The 17058-nt window shown below is 71.1% G+C and carries 12 protein-coding genes; 2 read left to right on the top strand and 10 right to left on the bottom strand.

Features of this window, described 5'->3' with window-relative positions; all coding sequences use genetic code 11:
- Window positions 1–153: 153 nt before the first annotated feature.
- Window positions 154–2010, top strand: a complete 1857-nt coding sequence (locus FL311_RS02840; protein ID WP_141323272.1) for an ATP-binding protein — start codon at window positions 154–156, stop codon at window positions 2008–2010.
- 11 nt (window positions 2011–2021) lie between these two features.
- Here FL311_RS02840 and FL311_RS02835 read toward each other — a convergent pair whose 3' ends face one another.
- The 4 genes from FL311_RS02835 to FL311_RS02820 all read right to left on the bottom strand — a co-directional run bounded on the left by FL311_RS02835 (window position 2022) and on the right by FL311_RS02820 (window position 8400).
- A complete protein-coding gene (locus FL311_RS02835) occupies window positions 2022–2960 on the bottom strand; it encodes an OmpA family protein (protein WP_141323271.1) in 939 nt (312 codons plus the stop codon).
- Window positions 2961–3077: 117 nt separating this feature from the next.
- Window positions 3078–4763 carry a TldD/PmbA family protein gene (locus FL311_RS02830; RefSeq protein ID WP_194869021.1) on the bottom strand — a complete coding sequence of 562 codons (1686 nt, stop codon included), beginning with the start codon at window positions 4761–4763 and terminating at the stop codon, window positions 3078–3080.
- Between the two features lie 174 nt (window positions 4764–4937).
- Window positions 4938–6257, bottom strand: coding sequence for a nucleotide sugar dehydrogenase (locus FL311_RS02825; RefSeq protein ID WP_141323278.1), 1320 nt, complete (start codon window positions 6255–6257; stop codon window positions 4938–4940).
- Between the two features lie 67 nt (window positions 6258–6324).
- A complete protein-coding gene (locus FL311_RS02820; protein WP_194869020.1) occupies window positions 6325–8400 on the bottom strand; it encodes an alginate lyase family protein in 2076 nt (691 codons plus the stop codon).
- Window positions 8401–8604: 204 nt separating this feature from the next.
- Between FL311_RS02820 and FL311_RS02815 the strand changes: the two genes are divergently transcribed.
- A complete protein-coding gene (locus FL311_RS02815; RefSeq protein ID WP_141323268.1) occupies window positions 8605–9615 on the top strand; it encodes a histidine kinase dimerization/phospho-acceptor domain-containing protein in 1011 nt (336 codons plus the stop codon).
- 195 nt (window positions 9616–9810) lie between these two features.
- On the opposite strand, the gene FL311_RS02810 is transcribed toward FL311_RS02815, so the two are convergent.
- The 6 genes from FL311_RS02810 to FL311_RS02785 all read right to left on the bottom strand — a co-directional run bounded on the left by FL311_RS02810 (window position 9811) and on the right by FL311_RS02785 (window position 16983).
- The gene (locus FL311_RS02810) at window positions 9811–12357 is read right to left on the bottom strand and encodes a response regulator (RefSeq protein ID WP_141323267.1); all 2547 of its coding nucleotides are present in this window, start codon (window positions 12355–12357) and stop codon (window positions 9811–9813) included.
- A gap of 9 nt (window positions 12358–12366) precedes the next feature.
- Window positions 12367–12927 carry a chemotaxis protein CheW gene (locus FL311_RS02805; RefSeq protein WP_141323265.1) on the bottom strand — a complete coding sequence of 187 codons (561 nt, stop codon included), beginning with the start codon at window positions 12925–12927 and terminating at the stop codon, window positions 12367–12369.
- A 7-nt stretch (window positions 12928–12934) separates the two neighbouring features.
- On the bottom strand, window positions 12935–13342 hold the full coding sequence (locus FL311_RS02800) for a two-component system response regulator (protein WP_141323264.1): 408 nt from the start codon (window positions 13340–13342) through the stop codon (window positions 12935–12937).
- Window positions 13339–14898: a methyl-accepting chemotaxis protein gene (locus FL311_RS02795; protein ID WP_194869022.1), complete on the bottom strand. Its 1560-nt coding sequence runs from the start codon at window positions 14896–14898 to the stop codon at window positions 13339–13341. The genes FL311_RS02800 and FL311_RS02795 overlap by 4 nt, the downstream gene beginning before the upstream one ends.
- 73 nt (window positions 14899–14971) lie before the next feature.
- Complete coding sequence (locus tag FL311_RS02790; protein ID WP_141323260.1) at window positions 14972–16423, bottom strand: protein-glutamate O-methyltransferase CheR; 1452 nt, start codon at window positions 16421–16423, stop codon at window positions 14972–14974.
- The gene (locus FL311_RS02785; protein ID WP_074957366.1) at window positions 16420–16983 is read right to left on the bottom strand and encodes a chemotaxis protein CheW; all 564 of its coding nucleotides are present in this window, start codon (window positions 16981–16983) and stop codon (window positions 16420–16422) included. Before FL311_RS02785 ends, FL311_RS02790 begins: the two co-directional genes overlap by 4 nt.
- Between the last annotated feature and the right edge of the window lie 75 nt (window positions 16984–17058).

The raw sequence follows: 17058 nt of genomic DNA, 5'->3' as shown, positions 1-17058 counted from the left end.
CCCTCTGAGCCCGCATCACCACCTTTCGCCCGGTTGAAGTTTTCAAAACTGCACACTGGATGCAGATAACAAACCAGTGGCACTATTCCGGCGCGACTGAAATCCACGTGACGGGTTGGGGAAGCCCGTGCGGGGAGTGTGGAGGGGGTATCGATGACGGAGCAGCCGCGGAACAGCCCGGAGCTGTCCGCCGATGCAGCGGACTCGAGGACCTTGCTGGAGCGACTCCAGCGGTCCGCCGACGTCCTGGAGAACCTCAGCGGAGCGCGGGCCCCGGAGCTGTCCGAGGGCACGTCCGCGGCGTTGCGGCAGGAGGCCGCGGCGCTGCGGCGCATGCGTGGGGAGCTGGGGCTCTTGCTCAAGAGCTGGTCGCTGCTCACGGACACGTCCCAGAAGCTGCTCAACCTGCCTCCGGACGAGCTGGAGTCGGGGGTGCGCGCGGCGCTGGAGGTGTTGGGACGGAACATCGACGCGCAGCGCGGCTACGTCACCCTGCTGTCGGAAGACGGCGAGCACCTGTCGGAGGCGTACGAGTGGTTCTCGCCCGGCATGAAGGCACATGGGCTCGCGCAGCACCGCGGCCGCTCGCTGGTGGGTTTCCCCTGGTCGCTCGATGAGCTGCGCGCGGGGCGCATGGTGACGGTGACGGACGCGGGCCGGCTGCCGCCCGAGGCCGTCGAGGCGAAGCGCGTCTGCGCCCTGCTGGGCGTGCGCTCGTACATCACCGCGCCGCTGCTGCTCGCCGGAAGGCTGCTCGGGTGGATGGGCTTCGACTCGGTGGACGCCGCGCGCGAGTGGACGCCCGAGGAGCGGCACCTGATGCGGCTGACGGCCCACGTGGTGGTCAGCGCGGTGGACCGCAAGCGCCGGGACGCGCAGCTGTTGCAGGAGAAGGAGCGCGAGCAGCGCGCGCAGTCGCTGGGCATCCTCGCGGCGGGGCTGGCGCATGAGATCAACAACCCGCTGGCGTACGCGACGGGCAACCTGGAGTACCTGCGCGAGCGGCTGCCCGACGTGAGCGAGCCGACGGACGCGGAGTGTCTTCAAGTCCTGGACGAGGCGCTCGAGGGCACGCTGCGCATCCAGCGCATCGTCGCGGACCTCAAGGCGCTGTCCTCCACGCAGGTGGAGGCCACGGAGCCGGTGGACCTCAAGGCCGTCACCGAGAGCACGCTGCGGATGGCGGCCAACCAGCTCCGTCACCGCGCACAGGTGGTGCGGGACTACGGCGAGGACGTGCCTCGGGTCCGGGGCTCGTCGACGAAGCTGGGCCAGGTGCTGCTCAACCTGGTGCTCAACGCGGCGCACGCCATCCCCGAGGGCCACGTCTCCGAGAACCGCATCACCGTGAGCCTGCGCACCGACGCCACCGAGGTGCGGCTCGCCGTCTCCGACACGGGCTGCGGAATCGCTCCAGACGTCCTGCCGCGCATCTTCGACCCGCTCTTCACCACGCGTCGCGCGGGTGAGGGCATGGGCATGGGGCTGGCCATCTGCCGCGACATCGTCACGGCGCTGGGAGGACGCATCGACGTGCGCAGCGAGCCCGGGCGAGGCACCACGGTGGAGGTCACCCTGCCACGCGCCGAGGCCCCCGTGCCGCTCGCGCCGAGCCTCCAATCCCTCGCCCGCTCCGAGGGCCGACGGGTGCTGGTGGTGGACGATGAGCCGCGCGTGCTGGACCTGATGCGGCGCCTGTTGCGCGGCCACGAGCTGGTCACCGTGCCGGATGGACGCGCGGCACTGGCGCGACTGAGCGGGGACAGCGCCTTCGACGTCATCCTGTGTGACTTGATGATGCCGGAGCTGACGGGCGTGGACGTGTACCAGGCGGTCCGCGACGCCTGGCCGGGGCTGCACGAGCGCATCGTCTTCATCAGCGGCGGCGCCTTCACGCCGGAGACCAAGCGCTTCCTCCAGGAAGTGAAGAACCCGGTGCTCGCCAAGCCCTTCGATGCCCGACACCTGCGCGACGCGGTGATGGCCGTGGCCCTCCCGCCTCGGGACTGAGGGCCCGGGCGTCAGGGCGGCGAGGACTCCACGAGCAGTTCCACCCGGCGGCTGCGCGCCATGCATCCCGGGGTGCCGTCATTGCACGGAGGCAGGTCCGCGCCCTGGGTCTCCAGGACGAGCCGCGCGCCCTCGATGCCGAGCGCCTGGAGCTTCGCGGCCACGGACTGCGCGCGGCCCAGGCCCAGCGAGGCGTTGACGGACTCGGGACCGAGGATGTCCGCGTGTCCGCGCAGCCGGACGCGCAGCCGCGGCCCCCGGTGGAGACACTCCGCCGCGCGCAGCAGCGAGGCCTCGCCCTCCGCCGAGAGCCGGGTGTCGAAGAAGGCGAAGAAGACGGGCTCGAGCTCGCAAGACACGGCAGGCGCGACGACCTCCGCGATGGACGCGGTGGCGGGACGCTCGGGCGAGAGCCGACGCGCCTCCGCGAGGACCTCGTCGACGACACGCGCGGCCACCTCGTCGGGGAGCGGCGTGTTCACCACGGGACCGTACTCGATTCCGACGATGGCCTCCTGAGGCTGTCCCAGGAGCATGAAGGCCGGGCGCTGCTGCCAGTGCAGGGTGACCCCGTCGCGCTCGTAGGCCGTCGAGGTGACTCGCACCGTGTCACCAGGACGCGCGTCGATGGTGACGCGGCCACGCATCACGAAGCGGTACGCATCCACGTACGAGAAGACCGACGAGCGCCCCTCGTACACCACCGACACGTCGAGCCAGCGCAGCCCCAGGGGCAGCACGTGTCGAGGCACCGTGGCCCCCGGGGACACCGTGGACGGCAAGGTCCGTCCATCCAACGTGTATTCCACGGAGACGAGCTCCCAGAATCCCTCCTGGCTGAGCCGATCATCGTGCGCCAGCTCCAGCCACGTATCGCCCGTCGCCACGGGCTCGGCACCCGCGCTCCCCGACACGAGGCTGGCGAGCAGGAGGAGACACGTCGCGAGCATGCGAGCGCCTGAGCCCGGGTCCTCGAGACACCGGGCCCGTGACACCGGACTTCGCCTCTCGCGCAGCGGATTGCCCACGACGTGCCCCCCTTCTGGACCCTCAAACCGGAGCGTGCCTCAGGGTTTCTGGACAGGCGGCGGAGCCTGCTGCGCCGCGGGGCTCGGGAGGAGGGGCGGACGGTCCTTGCCCTCCACCGCGCGCTGCAGCTCGATCTCCTGCAGCAGCGCCGCCGGCGCCACCGTGGACACCGGCACGTTCCCGCTCTCCGCGCCGCAGAAGCCGTTGAAGATGCCGCGCTTCTGCCCCGTGGCGATGATGCGGTTCACCGCGGACAGCGGCGTGCCGACGATCTCCACGCCGCGCACCAGCGTCTCCTTCCCCGTCTTCACGTCCACCCGGTACACCATGCGCGGCACGCCCTTGAAGGCCTGATAGCCATAGCTGGACGTGTTCGTGTTGCCACCGGTGATGTCGCGGATGATGAGGCCATACGGCTTGCCCTGCTTCTTCGCCTCGTCGATGAGCATCTGCTTGAGCTTCTCGTCGCTCACCTGACGCGTGCTCTCCACCATGAGGTTCGCCATGCGCGCCACCGGCTTGAGCGTGCCCTGGCTGCGACCGTGCCCGTTCGACCGGAGGAAGCCCTCCACCGGCCGGCGTCCCAGCAGGTAGTTGCGCAGCACGCCCTTCTCCACCAGCGTCACCCGCTGCCCCTTCACGCCCTCCTCGTCGTAGAGGTAGTAGCCGTTGAGCGGCTCCCCCGCGAGCGAGCGCTGCGAAGGGTCATCATGGATGGACAGGAATGAGGGCAGCACCAGCTTGCCCACCTGCCCCTTGAAGGTCTTCCCCTCGTTGTCGCCGTCCTGCCGGTCTCCCTCCAGCCGGTGGCCCACCGTCTCGTGGAAGAGCACGCCGGAGGCCTCGGGCGCGAGGATGGCGGGGCCCGTGTACGGGTCGATGGCCGGCGCCTGTCGCAGCGCCAGCAGCTCCTCGATGACCTTCGCCGCGGACTGACGGATGCGCTCGTCGTCCGGCAGCCCCGCCTCCGTGGGCGCGTAGAAGTCCCGCGAGTCATCCAGCAGCTGTCCGTCCGGCGCCCGCGTCACCGCGGAGACGTGGAGCCCGTACAGCGTCTCCTCCGTCACCAGCCGCGTGCCCTCCGTGGACACGAACAGCCGCGTCACCTTGTCGGCGGTGATGCGCACCTCCGAGTCGAACAGCTCCGGATGCGCGTTGAACAGCGCGGACACCTCGCGCGCCACCTTCACCCAGCGCGCCCGGTCGAACGGACGGGCCACCGGCGGCTGGACGAAGGTGCTCGGCTTCTCCTTCGTGAAGGAGGCGGGCCGCTTCGGGTCCTCCACCGAGTACACGTCCTCGCCCTTCTTCTTCAGGAACTGGAAGAGCGCGGACTTGTACTTCTCGTCCGTGAGCAGCCACAGCGACGTGCGCAGCGCCAGGGGCGAGTCATCCAGCGGCCCCTCCTTGCGCGCCGTGTAGCTGGTGCCCTTGGTGGAGAAGGAGAACTCCAGCCCTTCCGCGACGGAGCTGTCGAAGGCGTAGTCGCCCACGCGGGCGTCGACGTACAGCCGCCGCTCCCGGTAGCCGTCGTCCATGAAGATGGCGCCAAAGCGCGCGGCCACGACCTCCTGCTCGTAGTCCTTGAGCTGGTAGCTCATGAAGTACGGTGGCTCGTGGCTCTGCAGCTTGAGCCGTTGTTGGTTGCGCGAAAGCTCGCTCGACATGGCGTCGAGGAGCACCTGGCGCGAGTCGGTCTGCGCGGGTGCCGCCGCCAGCAACATGGCCGAGGCCACCAGCAGGGGGAGAACGGGTCGGGTGAGGGCTGTCACGCCCCCCACTGTACCCAAACCACCCCGCAAGACGAGCAGGTCCGCTGACTCCAGGTGCCCCTCCCGACACCTGGAGTCGCGAACCCCTGCCCGGAGGGTCGACTTCCGGGCCCAGGCTCGTCTGCCTTACGCCTTCGTCACCTTCTCGCGGCCCTGGGGCACGCCCTTGGTGGCGTTGCGCGTGTCAATCACACACGTCGCGTTGGCCACCACGGCGGCGTAGTCGATGTTGGTGTGGTCCGTGAGGATGAGGACCGCGTCGTACTCGCCGAGCTTCTCCGGCTCGAGCGGGACGGACTTCATCTCCATGTTGAAGCCGTGGCCCTTGTGCAGCTCCGGCACGTACGGGTCGTGGTAGCTGAGCTCCGCGCCCTTCTCCGCCAGCAGCGTCATGATGCGCAGGGACGGACTCTCGCGCATGTCGTCGATGTCCTTCTTGTACGCCGCGCCCAGGCACAGCACCTTCGCGCCGTTGAGCGTCTTCTTCGCCTTGTTGAGCGCCTCCATGGTGCGCTGCACCACGTAGTACGGCATCTGCCAGTTCACCTCGCCGGCCAGCTCGATGAACTTGGTGTGGAACTCGTACTCGCGCGCCTTCCACGTCAGGTAGAACGGGTCGATGGGGATGCAGTGACCGCCCAGACCCGGGCCCGGGTAGAACGGCTGGAAGCCGAAGGGCTTGGTGCTGGCGGCCTGGATGACCTCCCACACGTCCACGTTCATGCGGTCGCAGAGCATCTTCATCTCGTTGACCATGGCGATGTTGACGCAGCGGTAGATGTTCTCCAGCAGCTTGGCGAGCTCCGCCACGCGCGTGGAGGACACCGGCACCACTTCCTTCAGCGCGCTGCCGTACAGCGCCGCCGCGACCTCGGAGCACTCGGGCGAGTAGCCGCCGACGATCTTCGGAATCGTCTTGGTGTTGAAGCTCTTGTTGCCCGGGTCCTCGCGCTCGGGGCTGAAGGCCAGGTGGAAGTCCACGCCCGCCTTGAGGCCGTTCTTCTCCAGGATCGGCTTGAGCACCTCCTCGGTGGTGCCCGGGTACGTGGTGGACTCCAGGATGAAGAGCTGACCGCGGCGCACGTGCGGCGCGAGCGACTCACCCGTCTGGATGATGTAGCTCATGTCCGGCTCACGCGAGGCCGTCAGCGGCGTGGGCACGCAGATGATGACGCAGTCCAGGTCCTTGGACCGGGAGAAGTCCCCGGTGGCCTTCAGCTTGCCCGCGCGGGTCAGCTCCGCCAGCGGCGCGCTGGGGATGTGCTTGATGTAGCTCTCGCCCTTCTCGATCTTGTCGAGCTTGCGCTTGTCGACATCGAGCCCCACGACCGGGAAGCCGGCCTCGGCGAACGCCATGCCCAGGGGAAGACCCACGTACCCCAGCCCCACCACACCGACCTTCGCCTCCCGCCGACGAATCCGCTCCAGCAGCGGGCTGCCCACCATCACCCTCATCGTCCTCACCTCTCCTGATGCGACGTGCCGCTGAGCGGTCACGCCCCGACCCGAACACTCACCTGAAGACAACCACCCACTTCAAACTCGACGGAGGCTTCACCTGCCCCCGGAACTCCACCGTCACCGCGGGCACCACCCGCCCATAGCCGGGCGAATAGCGCGAGGGCACCACCTGCGACTCCAGGCCCTCTTCCAGCAGAATCCATGCGAGCGGCGCCCCCTCCGGGCCCAGCTCCACCGCGACGGGCGAGAACACCAGCGGCTCCTCCGCCGCGCGCTGCGCCCGCGCGAGCACCTGCGCGTCCGGCGTCACCCGCCGGGCCTGCTCATCGGGAAGATGAAAGCGTCCAATGACCTCGTGAGACCCGGTGCCGATGAAGGAGTCCCGCCCCGCCAGTGAGCGCTCGCGCCGGTCCAACCGGAACGTGCGCTCGATGCCGACCGGTGCCGGCAGCAGGCGGTAACCATCATGGCGGACCCGCAATCTGTCCACGCTGGTGCCAGGAAGGAAGGCCACCACGCGCGCTTTGGCTTCCTCGGGCAGCGCGAACAGCCGGGCCTGGTCGAGCGTGGCCTGCTCCGCGCCATCCACCTGCACGGTGTTGTGCGCGGCGGTGGCACGCAACGCGTTGCGCATCGCCGGGTCGCGCGTGTACGAGCCCGTGCCCGGGTCGACGATGACGGGACGGCCGCCCAGGTGCAGCTCGAAGGAGAGCTTGTCGTTGTGGCTGTGGCCGCCCACCCCGCGCTGGCCCTGCTTGCCCGCGCTCACGGTGACGACGGCGCCCGCGCCACGCAGCACGTGGAAGCCGCCCTCGGGGAAGCTGATGGACCGCGGCGCCGCGCCCGGTGACAGGCGCTGGTAGCGCTCCAGGCCCACGCGCCCGAGCAGCCACGCGGCCTCGTCCGGGAGCTCGCCGCCCGCCAGGCCCGCGTCACCGAAGAGCGCCGCGCCCAGGCCCACCAGGTAGCCCTGCTCCATGTCGCCGCGCTCTCTCAGCGGGAAGACGCGGCCGGAGTCGTTGTCGCCAATCTGCGGCGCCAGGCCCGTCTCGGAGGACCACGCGCGCACCGCGTGGAACATGCGCTTGAGCCGCGTCTCGTAGGCCGTGCCCAGCGCCACGCCCGCGCCCCGCGCCACCAGCAGCGCCAGGGTGAACAGCTCCACCGAGAGACGGTGGTAGGGGATGGAGCCCTCGAAGGAGGTGCCCTCGACGTGGACCTGCGCGGACATCTGCTCGCACAGGCCGGCCACCGCCAGCGCCACCTGGCGCGAGGCCCCGGGCAGCTCCGGGAACAGCAGGCCGACGACGAGCAGGCCCACGTGGTTGGAGACCAGGTGGTTGTTGGGCACCGCGCCCCGGTCCTCGAGGTGGGCCTCCACCCAGGACAGGTGGTCCGCGAGCGAGCCGAGCAGCGGCACCAGGAACTCCGCGCGGCGCACCTCGGGCGCGTCGGCGAACATGGCCAGGGCCTGCGCCAGGTTGGCCGCGCGCAGCGCCACCTCCATGGCACAGGACCACTGCACGCCCTGCCCCACGGGATTGGCCTGGAGGAAGTCGAGCACCTGCATCACGAAGGCGGAGGCCAGCCGCGAGCGCTCACGGCGAGAGGTCTCCACCCAGTGGCCCTGCGCCAGCGCGATGACGCTGTCGAGCCGCCCCATCACCCAGGGGTACTTCGGGTCATTCCCCTTCGACAGGAGCGGCATCCGCTCCACCGGCGCCAGCGGGTAGCGGTGGCCGCTGAGCACGTCGAGCGACCAGTCCACCGGCTTGCCCTCGCCGAAGACCACGCGCGTGCCGAAGACGTCCCACTCCTGACGGAGCGCGGCCTGGGCCCGGGCGAGGGCACGCTCACGCGCGCCTGGAATCGTGGAGAGCGCGGCGAGCACGGACTCGCGCTGGGACACCTCGCACCATGCGCGCGAGGTGCGCTGATGGAGCGCCTTCTGGGCCAGCTCCTCCGCGCGAGTCACGCCGAACGCGCTCAACAGCCGCACCTCATCGGTGCGCTCGCGCCGTCGGTATCGTGCCTGCCGTGCCACGCCCTGCACACGCCGCACGGCGCTGAGGGCCAAGGCCCCCGGAGCCAGTCTGGCGATTGCCGCGTAGTAGTCGAGAGTCCCCATCAGTCCCTTCCGCCGCCCGTCGCAGAGGCCGTTAGCAAGGGTCTGGCCAAGGGGGCTCTCCGAGGAGTTGAGCGGGTTTGGGCGATCATCCCTCCCCGCGGGACGGTAAAAAGTCGGGAGGTCGCCGAGGGGCATGGGTAAAGGATTGCCGAATGGCGGCGCCTTGTTTGCCCACCCTGGGCAGTGTTGCGCCCTGGAGGTGCCGTGCCCATACCTCTGCGCGTGCAAGTGGGTGCTCGGAGTGGGCGGAGCGTCGACCCGGATGTCGACGCGGGGGTGGAACAGGCGCTCGTGGCGGTGGCCGAGCGGGCCTTGTGCCGTGGTGCCCACGCGGGCATGGAGCTGTTGCTGCACGAGACGCTCCGCTTGACGGGGGCCTCCGGCGCGGCGCTCTTCGATGGACGCGTCTGCGTGGCGCGCGTGGGCACGGGCATTCCGCTTCCCATGTCCGGTGGCGGACGGATGCTGAAGGTCTGGCCCGAGCGCGCGGACGGCGCGGTGCTCGAACGGCTGTCCGCCTTCGGGAGCACGCTGCTCGCGGCGCGTGCGCGGGAGTCGGCCGCGAACGCACGGCATACGAAGCTGCTGGCCCAGCGCAGGGAGCTGGAGCGCGAGGTGGCGCGGTGGGAGCAGCGCCGCTCACACGCCGCCCACGACCTCAGGACCCCCTTGATGGTCATCAAGGGCTATCTGGACATGATGATGAAGGGCATCGCCGGGCCGATGAACGCGACGGCGCAGCGCTACCTGGACCGGATGATGCGCGCGGCGCAGGACCAGCGGGCGCTCATCGACCATCGACTGGGGCGCGGAGCCGTCACGGACCTGCGCCCCTTGTTGCACACGGCCTTCGGCCCCACGTCGCGACACGCGCAACGGTGCACGGTGACGATGGCGCTGCCGGAGCGTCCCCTGCTGGTGAAGGGGGCGCGCGTCGAGGTGGAGACCTGGGTGCGGACCCTGGCGCGCGGGCTCGCGTCGACGCGCGCCACCGCGATGGACCTCCAGGTCGAGGCGCTCGAGCCGACGAGCAATTGGCGGATGCTCGCGATGACTCGGGGCGGAGAGACTCCCTCGGCCAAGGCCCTCGCACGGATGAGGGAGCTGACGCGCCGGCTCGGAGGAACCCTGGAGGCGCCGACCGACGAGGAGCCGCGCTGGGTCGCGCGACTTCCGGCGGAGCTCGGACCTCCCGGCGCCGCCGTCACGGGCTGAGCGATTCGCGGGCCCGCCCGCTCCCAGCATCGCGCCTCCACCCGACCATCTCGCGAGTCGCGCGTCGGGCCTGCCTGGAACTGCCGGGCGCGACGCCCGGGCCGCTGCTCGGCAAGAGCGCCTTTCCATTCCGACGCGGGGCTCACCGCCACGGGTCGGGACAGGCCACCGAAGCCGCTTCCGCGACTCGAGCCGCTACGCCGCGTTCGCGGGCAGGAGCTGTCGCACCAGCTCCAGCAGCCTGCCGCGCTCCACCTCGCGCTTGACGAGGTAGCCATCCGCGCCCGCCTCGAGTCCCGCGGCCCGGTCCTCGGGACTGTCGAGCGAGGTGACGAGGATGATGGGCGTGGAGTGCAGCGTCGGGTGCGACTTGATGCGCCGCGCGAGCCCGACGCCATCCAGCCGGGGCATCTGCCAGTCGCTCACCACGAGCTGGCACGACGTGCGCTCCAGGATGCCCCAGGCCTCCTCGCCGTCCGCCGCCGTCACCACCGGGAAGCCGGCGATCTCCAGCAGCGACTTCATCGCGAAGCGCGTCGTGAGCGCGTCGTCGCACACGAGGATGCGCGGACGACGCGACTCCGTCGCCATCGAGCGCGTCTCCGGCCTCGCCGCGCGCACGAGCTCCGGCGCGTTGAGCACGGGCACCACGCGTCCGTCATCCAGCACCGCCGCGCCAGCCAGATGCCGCACGCTCTGCAGATGCTTGCCCAGCGAGCGCACGACAATCTCCTGCTGCCCCACCACCTCGTCGATGGCGTACAGCACCTTGTCCCCACCCACGACGACCAGCGCCGCCGTCTGCACGCGGCCCGACTCGATGGCGAGCGGCAGCCGGGGCAGCCCGATGGCCTCCGCCAGCGGGAGGAACGTGAGCTGCGAGCCATCCACACGCGCCACCACGCGCCCGGCCACCGTGCCCACGTCGTCCGGCGTGAGGCGCATCACGCGCTCCACGCTGTCGGACGGAATCGCGGACACTGTCGTGCCCGTGCGCACCAGCAGGCCCAGCGCCGCGGCCAGCGTCAGCGGCAGGTCCACGGTGAAGCGCGTCCCCCGCCCCGCCCAGAACTCCACATCCACCGAGCCCTGGAGCCGCGCTGCCGTGGCCTGCACCACGTCCAGCCCCACGCCGCGGCCCGACGTCGCCGTCACCTGCTCACGCGTGGAGAAGCCCGGCTGGAACACCAGCCGCGCGGCCTGCGCGTCGGACAGCTTCGCGGCCGCGTCCTCCGTCAACAGGCCCCGCCGCACGGCCGTGGCCCTCACGCGCTCCGGAGACAGCCCGTAACCATCGTCCTCCACCACCACGGCGATGCGCGCGCCCCGGGGCTCCACGCGCACCGTCAGCCGCCCCGTCTCGGACTTGCCCGCCTGGCGGCGCTCGTCCGGCGTCTCGAGCCCATGGTCGATGGCGTTGCGCACCAGGTGCAGCAGCGGGTCCTTGAGCGCATCCAGGATGCGCCGGTCCAACCGGACCTCGCCGCCCGCCAGCTCCAGCGCCACGTCCTTGTTCAGCCGCGCGGACACCTCGCGCACGGTGCGACGCAAGGGCTCCAGCAGCTGCGAGGCGGGCACCATGCGCAGGTCCCGCAGGTCATCGCGCGCCACCTGCGCCACCAGCGCGAGCTGCTCGCTGTCCCGGTGCGCCTCGCGCGACACCTCCAGCAAGCGCTTCTGCATGCTCCGCATCAGCGTCACGCCCGAGCGCAGTGAATCCAACGCCGCGCCACCGCCCCCCGCGAGCGTCAGCTCCGACGCGGCGCGCTCCAGTTGACGCAGCACCTCGTGCGTCCCATCCGACAACGCGCGGTAGCTCTCCGAGCGCCGCGCCTGCTGGGAGCGCCCCGCCACGAGCAGCTCCACCTGGAGCGCCAGCGAGTCCAGCGTCTTCACCGCCACGCGCACCGTGTGGTCCGTCGAGGCCCGGGCCTCCTGCTGCACGGGCGCCTGCTGCGCACCGGACGCGCCGTTCTCCACGGCCACCGGCGCCGCGCGCAACGTCTCCACCGCGCGCGCCACCGCTTGCGGCGGCCGCTCGTGCTCGAGCTGTCCGCGCAGGTCCACCAGCGTGCCCGCGACCTCGGAGGCCGCGAGACTCGCCGCGTCCCCTCCCGGCTCCATGCGCGCGAACCCCAGCGCGGCGGACTCGGACAGCGTGGCCAGCCGCGCGGAGCCGGCCTCCAGGGCCTGCACCTTCAGCCCGCGCGCCCGCTCCATCGCCTTGCGCACCACGGCCGCGCGGTCCGGCACGTCCGGCGAGCACAGCGCGCCGAGCGCGGCCTCCAGGAACTCCAGCGCCTCCAGCCCCTTCGCCGCGAGCCCGGACAGCACCGCGGCCGACTCGGGCATCACCACGTCGCGGCCCAGCGACTTGAGCAGCCCGGCCAGGCCATCCACCTGGGGCGCCTGTCCCGCGTCGCCCCGGGCCATGGCGGCCTCGATGCCGGACAGGCCGCGCAGCATGGACTCCACCGCGTCGCGAGGAAGGCCATCATCCGTGCGGATGTGGGCCAGCCCGTCCTCGATGGCGTGCACCACCTGCTCGATGTCGTCGAGCCCCAGGCTCGCCGCCGAGCCCTTGAGGCTGTGCACCAATCGCTTAAGCGAGGGCAGGAGGTCCGCCTCGCGCTCGTTCGAGGGGCCCTCCAACCCGAGCACCTTCGCTCCAATGGCTTGGATCTGCTCACGCGTCTCCGCGGAGAAGACCGGCCAGATGCTGCGCAAGAGCTGCGGATCCATGTCGCGCCCCTATTCCTGCGCCTGCCGTCCCGCGGCCGGGCCCCCGAGCTGCTCCAGCTCCAGCACCGTCAGCCGGTCCGGAGTCAGGTACAGGAAGGGTCCCGGCGGGGGCTGCGAAAGCTCCGACTTCGGCAACTCCTTACGCCCCTCCACCGTCTCCGCCGCCAGGCCGAAGCACTCCTCGTCCACCTCCACCACCACAATCTTGCCCAGGTCCGACATGCCGCCGCCCTCCAGCCCCAGCAGCTGGCGGAGGTCCAGCACCGGCACCACGCGCGAGCGGCTGGCCAGCGCGCCCAGCACGTGCCGCGGCGCCCCGGGCAGCGAGGAGATGCCACGCGCCTCGAGCACATGGTCCACGTGCTCGATTCGGACCGCGTAGCGCTCCCCGCCCACCTGGAAGGCGAGCACGGACAGCACCTCTTGATGCTCCTCGTGACGAGACTCGGCCAGGGCGCGAGCGCGCGCGCCGAGCACCTCGCGGCGCTTGTCCACGCTCACCCCGGTCGTCCCGAGCTGGGGCCTGGGCCCCGTGGAGTCCTTGCTCACCTTGACCTCGTCACCCGGCATGGGCTCGTCACTTCGTCGCGGGCAGCTTCAACATGTCACGCACCTTCGAGCGCAGGTCGTCCACCGACACCGGCTTGTTGAGGAAGGCGCTCGCCCCCACCAGCTGTCCCTTCTTGCGACTCGCGTCGTCCTTCAGGGAGGTGAGCAGCATGAAGGGCGTGTCATGCAGGTTGGAGTCGGCGCGCACCGCCGCGCACAGGGCGAAGCCGTCCATCTCCGGCATCTGCACGTCGGAGATGATGAGGTCCGGCCTGTACTCGCGCGCCTTGTTCAGCCCCACCGCGCCGTTGGGCGCGTCGACAAACTCCAGGCCCCAGCCCATCAGGTAGACCTGGAGCAGATTGGTGATGGTCTTCGTGTCCTCCACGATGAGGACCTTCAAGGACTTTCGTTCCGTCGCCACATTCACATTCATAGCTGGTACCTACCCACCAGGTCCGAGAAGCGCTTCGAGAGATTGGTCAGGTTTCCAGCCACCTGTTCGATGCGTCGCGTCCCGATGACGGAGTCTCCCATGGCCGACGTCAGCTCGCCCATCGCCGCGGCGATCTGCTCCACGCCAATCGTCTGCTGCCGGGTATTGCCCGCGATCTGTCGCGCCGCACCGGACGATTCGCGAATGACTTCGGACAGTCCGAGGATGGCATTGCCCGCGCCGCGCGCCAGCTCCATCGCCGCCTGCGCCCGGCGGCTGCCTTCTTCCGTGGCCGTGACGGCCGCGCGCGTTCCCTTCTGCACTTCGTTGAGAAGTCCGCGCACCTGCTCCGCGGCCAGCCGGGACTGCTCCGCCAGGGTGCGCATCTCCGTGGCCACCACCGCGAAGCCGCGCCCGTGCTCGCCCGCCTTCGCCGCCTCGATGGAGGCGTTGAGCGCCAGCAGGTTCGACTGCTCGGCCACGTCCTTCACCGTGCTGATGATGTCGCCGATCTGGAGCGTGCGCTCGTTCAAATCCGTGATGGAGAGGGCGATGGCCTTCACCTGCTCGCCCAGCTTCTCCATGCCGGACACGCTCTCCGACACCACCTTCTGGCCCTCGGCGCTGAGCGTCTCCGACTTCTGCGTCTGGGAGATGACCGAGTCCGCGTAGGCCGTGGCCTGCTTGGAGGTCTGGGCAATCTCCGCCACCGTGGTGCTCGTCTCGCTGATGGCGGATGCCTGCTGGTGCGCCATGGCGGACTGCTGCGAGGACGTCGTCAGCACACCCGCCGCCTCCTTCTCCATCTCCGCCGCCGCGCCCTTCAGGTCCTCGAGCAGGTGCGCGAGCCCCTCCGACATGGCCGCGAAGCTGCGCGACACCGCGCCAATCTCGTCATTGGCCTCGGTGTCGAAGCGCTGGCGCAGGTTGCCCCCGGCGATTCCCGCCGCCGCGTGCGACAGCCGCTCCAGCGGCACGACGAGCAGCCCGGACAGGAGCCACGACGCCACCAGGCACGCGGCGAGGATGAAGACGCCGAGCACCAACGTGAAGCGCGTGGTGCCTCGCAGCGCGTTGGTGAGCGCCTCCTCGTGGAGCGCCACCTGCACGGTGCCCACCCGACGCGAGGCGCCTGCGTGCGGCGCCACCACGGGGGTGGAGGACTCCACCACCGCCTCGTCGTTGATGACCAGCCGGCGCTCCACCGCGGTGTCTCCTTCGGCGGACGGCTGATCCGCGCCCGCGAAGCGCTCCGCGGCGACCTCCGCGAGCAGCTCGCCCTTCGCGTCGCGGACCAGCACGTAGGCCACGTCCGGGACATGGCGCAGGACACCGTGCGCCGTGGACTGCAGGCGGCTGGCGTCCGAGCTGGCCGACAGCATGGGCGTGAGCGTCTTCGCCAGCTCCTCGCTCACCGCGTGCGAGCGCCGGGACAAGTCCTCCCGCTGCGCGTTGCTCATCTGCATCCAGAAGGCGAGCACGAGGATGCCCGCCACGAGCACGCCCGTCACGCCCGTGACGGCGACAATCTTGAAGCGCAGGCTGAGGCGGCCCATCGCGAGCAGCCCTGGCAGCGTCAGCTTCGTCTTCTCGAGGTCCACGTTGACTCCCACGGGCGAAAGCGCGCCGCTAGCGCGCGCCCTGCCATCCAGCCTGAGTTCTGGGTACCAGGGCCTGTCGCAGGCCGCCGGCGGTCATCGTCTCCACCCCACGCAGCGGGTGTTCATCATCCAGTCCGTCGAGCGAGCGCAGCGCGTTCTGTCGCGCGCGCTCCGCGTCCTCGGGCCGGTCCATGCGTCCGTAGAGCGCCACCAGCGTCGCGTGACCGAGCGCCAACCGGGGCTCCAGGTACAGCGCCTTGCGCACCGCCTCCACCGCGCCGTTCAAGTCGCCGCGCCCCTCCGCCACCATGGCCAGCAGCAGGTACGCCTCCGGCACCAACGCCTTCGCCGCCTCGCGCGCGAGCGCCTCGGCCTCCTCGAAGCGGCCCGAGCGGGCCGCGTCCAGCGCGCGCTCCATGGGCCCCGTGGCGCTCCCGCTCGAGGCGGGCACGGCCTGCGGGCCCCGCGCCTCACCCGCGCCCTGGGGTTTGTGCGGGCCCGTGGCGACGGCGGACAGGCTCACGACGGGCGCCTCGGTCCCCGAGGGCGTGCGCGCCGGCTGGGTCGAGCTCCCCTCCCCCAGCGCCGAGGGACGCGCCGCGGCCCGCGCCGCCGTGCGAAGCAGCGTCTGGGCCGCGTCGCGCACGGCCCGGGGCGTGGGCGGCGCGGGCCGCGTCCAACCCGGAGGCGGCACCCTCAACGCCACGCTGCCCTCGGCATCCACCGTCTCCAGCCCCAGCCCGTTGGTGAGCGGCACCTCGGCGGGCGACACGAACAACAGCCCGCCCGGCGCGAGCACGGAGACGAAGTGCGTGAGCACCTCGCGCACCAGCTCGGGCGGGAAGTAGATGAGGACGTTGCGGCAGAAGATGGCGCTCGGCGCGCTCACGGGCGGCGGCTCGTTGGCCAGGTTGTGGCGGCGGAACTCCACCGAGCGGCGAACCTGCGCGACGACGGAGAGCTGCTCGCCCTGCGGCTCCAGGTAGCGGCGCTCCAGCTCCGGCTCGATGTGCCGCAGCGACCACGGGCCGTAGAGCCCCGCGCGCGCGCGGTCCAGCGCCCGGTTGGACACATCCGTGGCGAGCACCCGGAAGCGGCCCTCGGGTACGCCCGCCGCGAGCAACGCCATGGCGATGCTGTACGGCTCCTCGCCCGTGGCGCAGCCCGCGCTCCACACCTGGAAGAACGGCCCCGCCGGCGGCACGGCCAGCCGCGCCAGCGTGCGCAGGTGCTCGGGGTGACGGAAGAAGTACGTCTCGCCGATGACGGCGTGCTCGATGAAGGTCTCCACCGCCTGCGCGTCGCGACGCAACAGCCCGCGCAGGAACGACGCGGGCGCAAGGCCCCGCGCCTCCGACGAGCGCGCCAGCGCCGTCTCCAACGTGCGGCGCAGGCTGTGCGCGAGCGTCAGGCCGCAGGCGGCCCGGAGGACCTCCTCCACCTGGATGAGCGTCGCGTCATCGAGGACGGCCTCGCTCACGCCCCCTCCGACCCCACCAACACCGCCGAGACGCGCAGCAACGGCCGCACCCCTTCGGGCGTCCGGCACAGGCCCGCCATCAACCCCGTCCGGTCCCACGGCAAAGTCACCGTGCCATCGGGAGTGCCCTCCACCAACGTGGGCGCCTCCACCAGATCCCTGACACGGTCCACCAGCACGGCCACCGGGCGAGCGCCCTTGCAGATGACCAGGTGCGCATCCAGCTCCGGCTGCCGCGTCACGCCCAGCAGCACCGCCAGGTCCACCGCGACGGCCGGGTTGCCTCGATAGATGAAGGTGCCCGCGACATGGGGCGGCGCCCCCGGCAGCGGCTCCAGTTCCACCAATCGCACCACCTCCTGCACGGCGTCCGCCGCGAGCAGCGCGCTGGTGCCCGCCGCGTCCAGGGTGAGGAAGAGCCCCGGCAGTCGCAGCTCTCCCGACAGGGAGATCAACTCCTGACGCAGCCGCGCCTGCTCGAGCTCCAGCGCACCCAGTCGCTCCTCGACGGAGGCCCGGCGCACCTGTGTGTCCACGGGGTTGTTGGGGGTGTCTGCCATGGGGACGGCCCCGCCCGCTTCAGCCCTGGCGCGCGGGTCGACTCACGCTAGTCCGGGCCAGGAATAACCGTCAAT

This window comes from Myxococcus sp. AB025B (genome assembly GCF_006518215.1).
In the GTDB taxonomy this organism is placed as follows: Bacteria; Myxococcota; Myxococcia; order Myxococcales; family Myxococcaceae; genus Myxococcus; species Myxococcus fulvus.
Note: the sequence above shows the minus strand (reverse complement) of the source record. Positions and strands in the feature narration are given on the sequence as shown.

What these genes read in the sequence shown, in the direction of transcription:
- FL311_RS02840 (WP_141323272.1), top strand. Translation starts at nt 154, where the DNA reads ATGACGGAGCAGCCGCGGAACAGCCCGGAGCTGTCCGCCGATGCAGCG.
- FL311_RS02835 (WP_141323271.1), bottom strand. Translation starts at nt 2,960, where the DNA reads ATGCTCGCGACGTGTCTCCTCCTGCTCGCCAGCCTCGTGTCGGGGAGC.
- FL311_RS02785 (WP_074957366.1), bottom strand. Translation starts at nt 16,983, where the DNA reads ATGGCAGACACCCCCAACAACCCCGTGGACACACAGGTGCGCCGGGCC.
- FL311_RS02810 (WP_141323267.1), bottom strand. Translation starts at nt 12,357, where the DNA reads ATGGATCCGCAGCTCTTGCGCAGCATCTGGCCGGTCTTCTCCGCGGAG.
- FL311_RS02825 (WP_141323278.1), bottom strand. Translation starts at nt 6,257, where the DNA reads ATGGTGGGCAGCCCGCTGCTGGAGCGGATTCGTCGGCGGGAGGCGAAG.
- FL311_RS02830 (WP_194869021.1), bottom strand. Translation starts at nt 4,763, where the DNA reads ATGTTGCTGGCGGCGGCACCCGCGCAGACCGACTCGCGCCAGGTGCTC.
- FL311_RS02820 (WP_194869020.1), bottom strand. Translation starts at nt 8,400, where the DNA reads ATGGGGACTCTCGACTACTACGCGGCAATCGCCAGACTGGCTCCGGGG.
- FL311_RS02795 (WP_194869022.1), bottom strand. Translation starts at nt 14,898, where the DNA reads ATGGGCCGCCTCAGCCTGCGCTTCAAGATTGTCGCCGTCACGGGCGTG.
- FL311_RS02805 (WP_141323265.1), bottom strand. Translation starts at nt 12,927, where the DNA reads ATGCCGGGTGACGAGGTCAAGGTGAGCAAGGACTCCACGGGGCCCAGG.
- FL311_RS02800 (WP_141323264.1), bottom strand. Translation starts at nt 13,342, where the DNA reads ATGAATGTGAATGTGGCGACGGAACGAAAGTCCTTGAAGGTCCTCATC.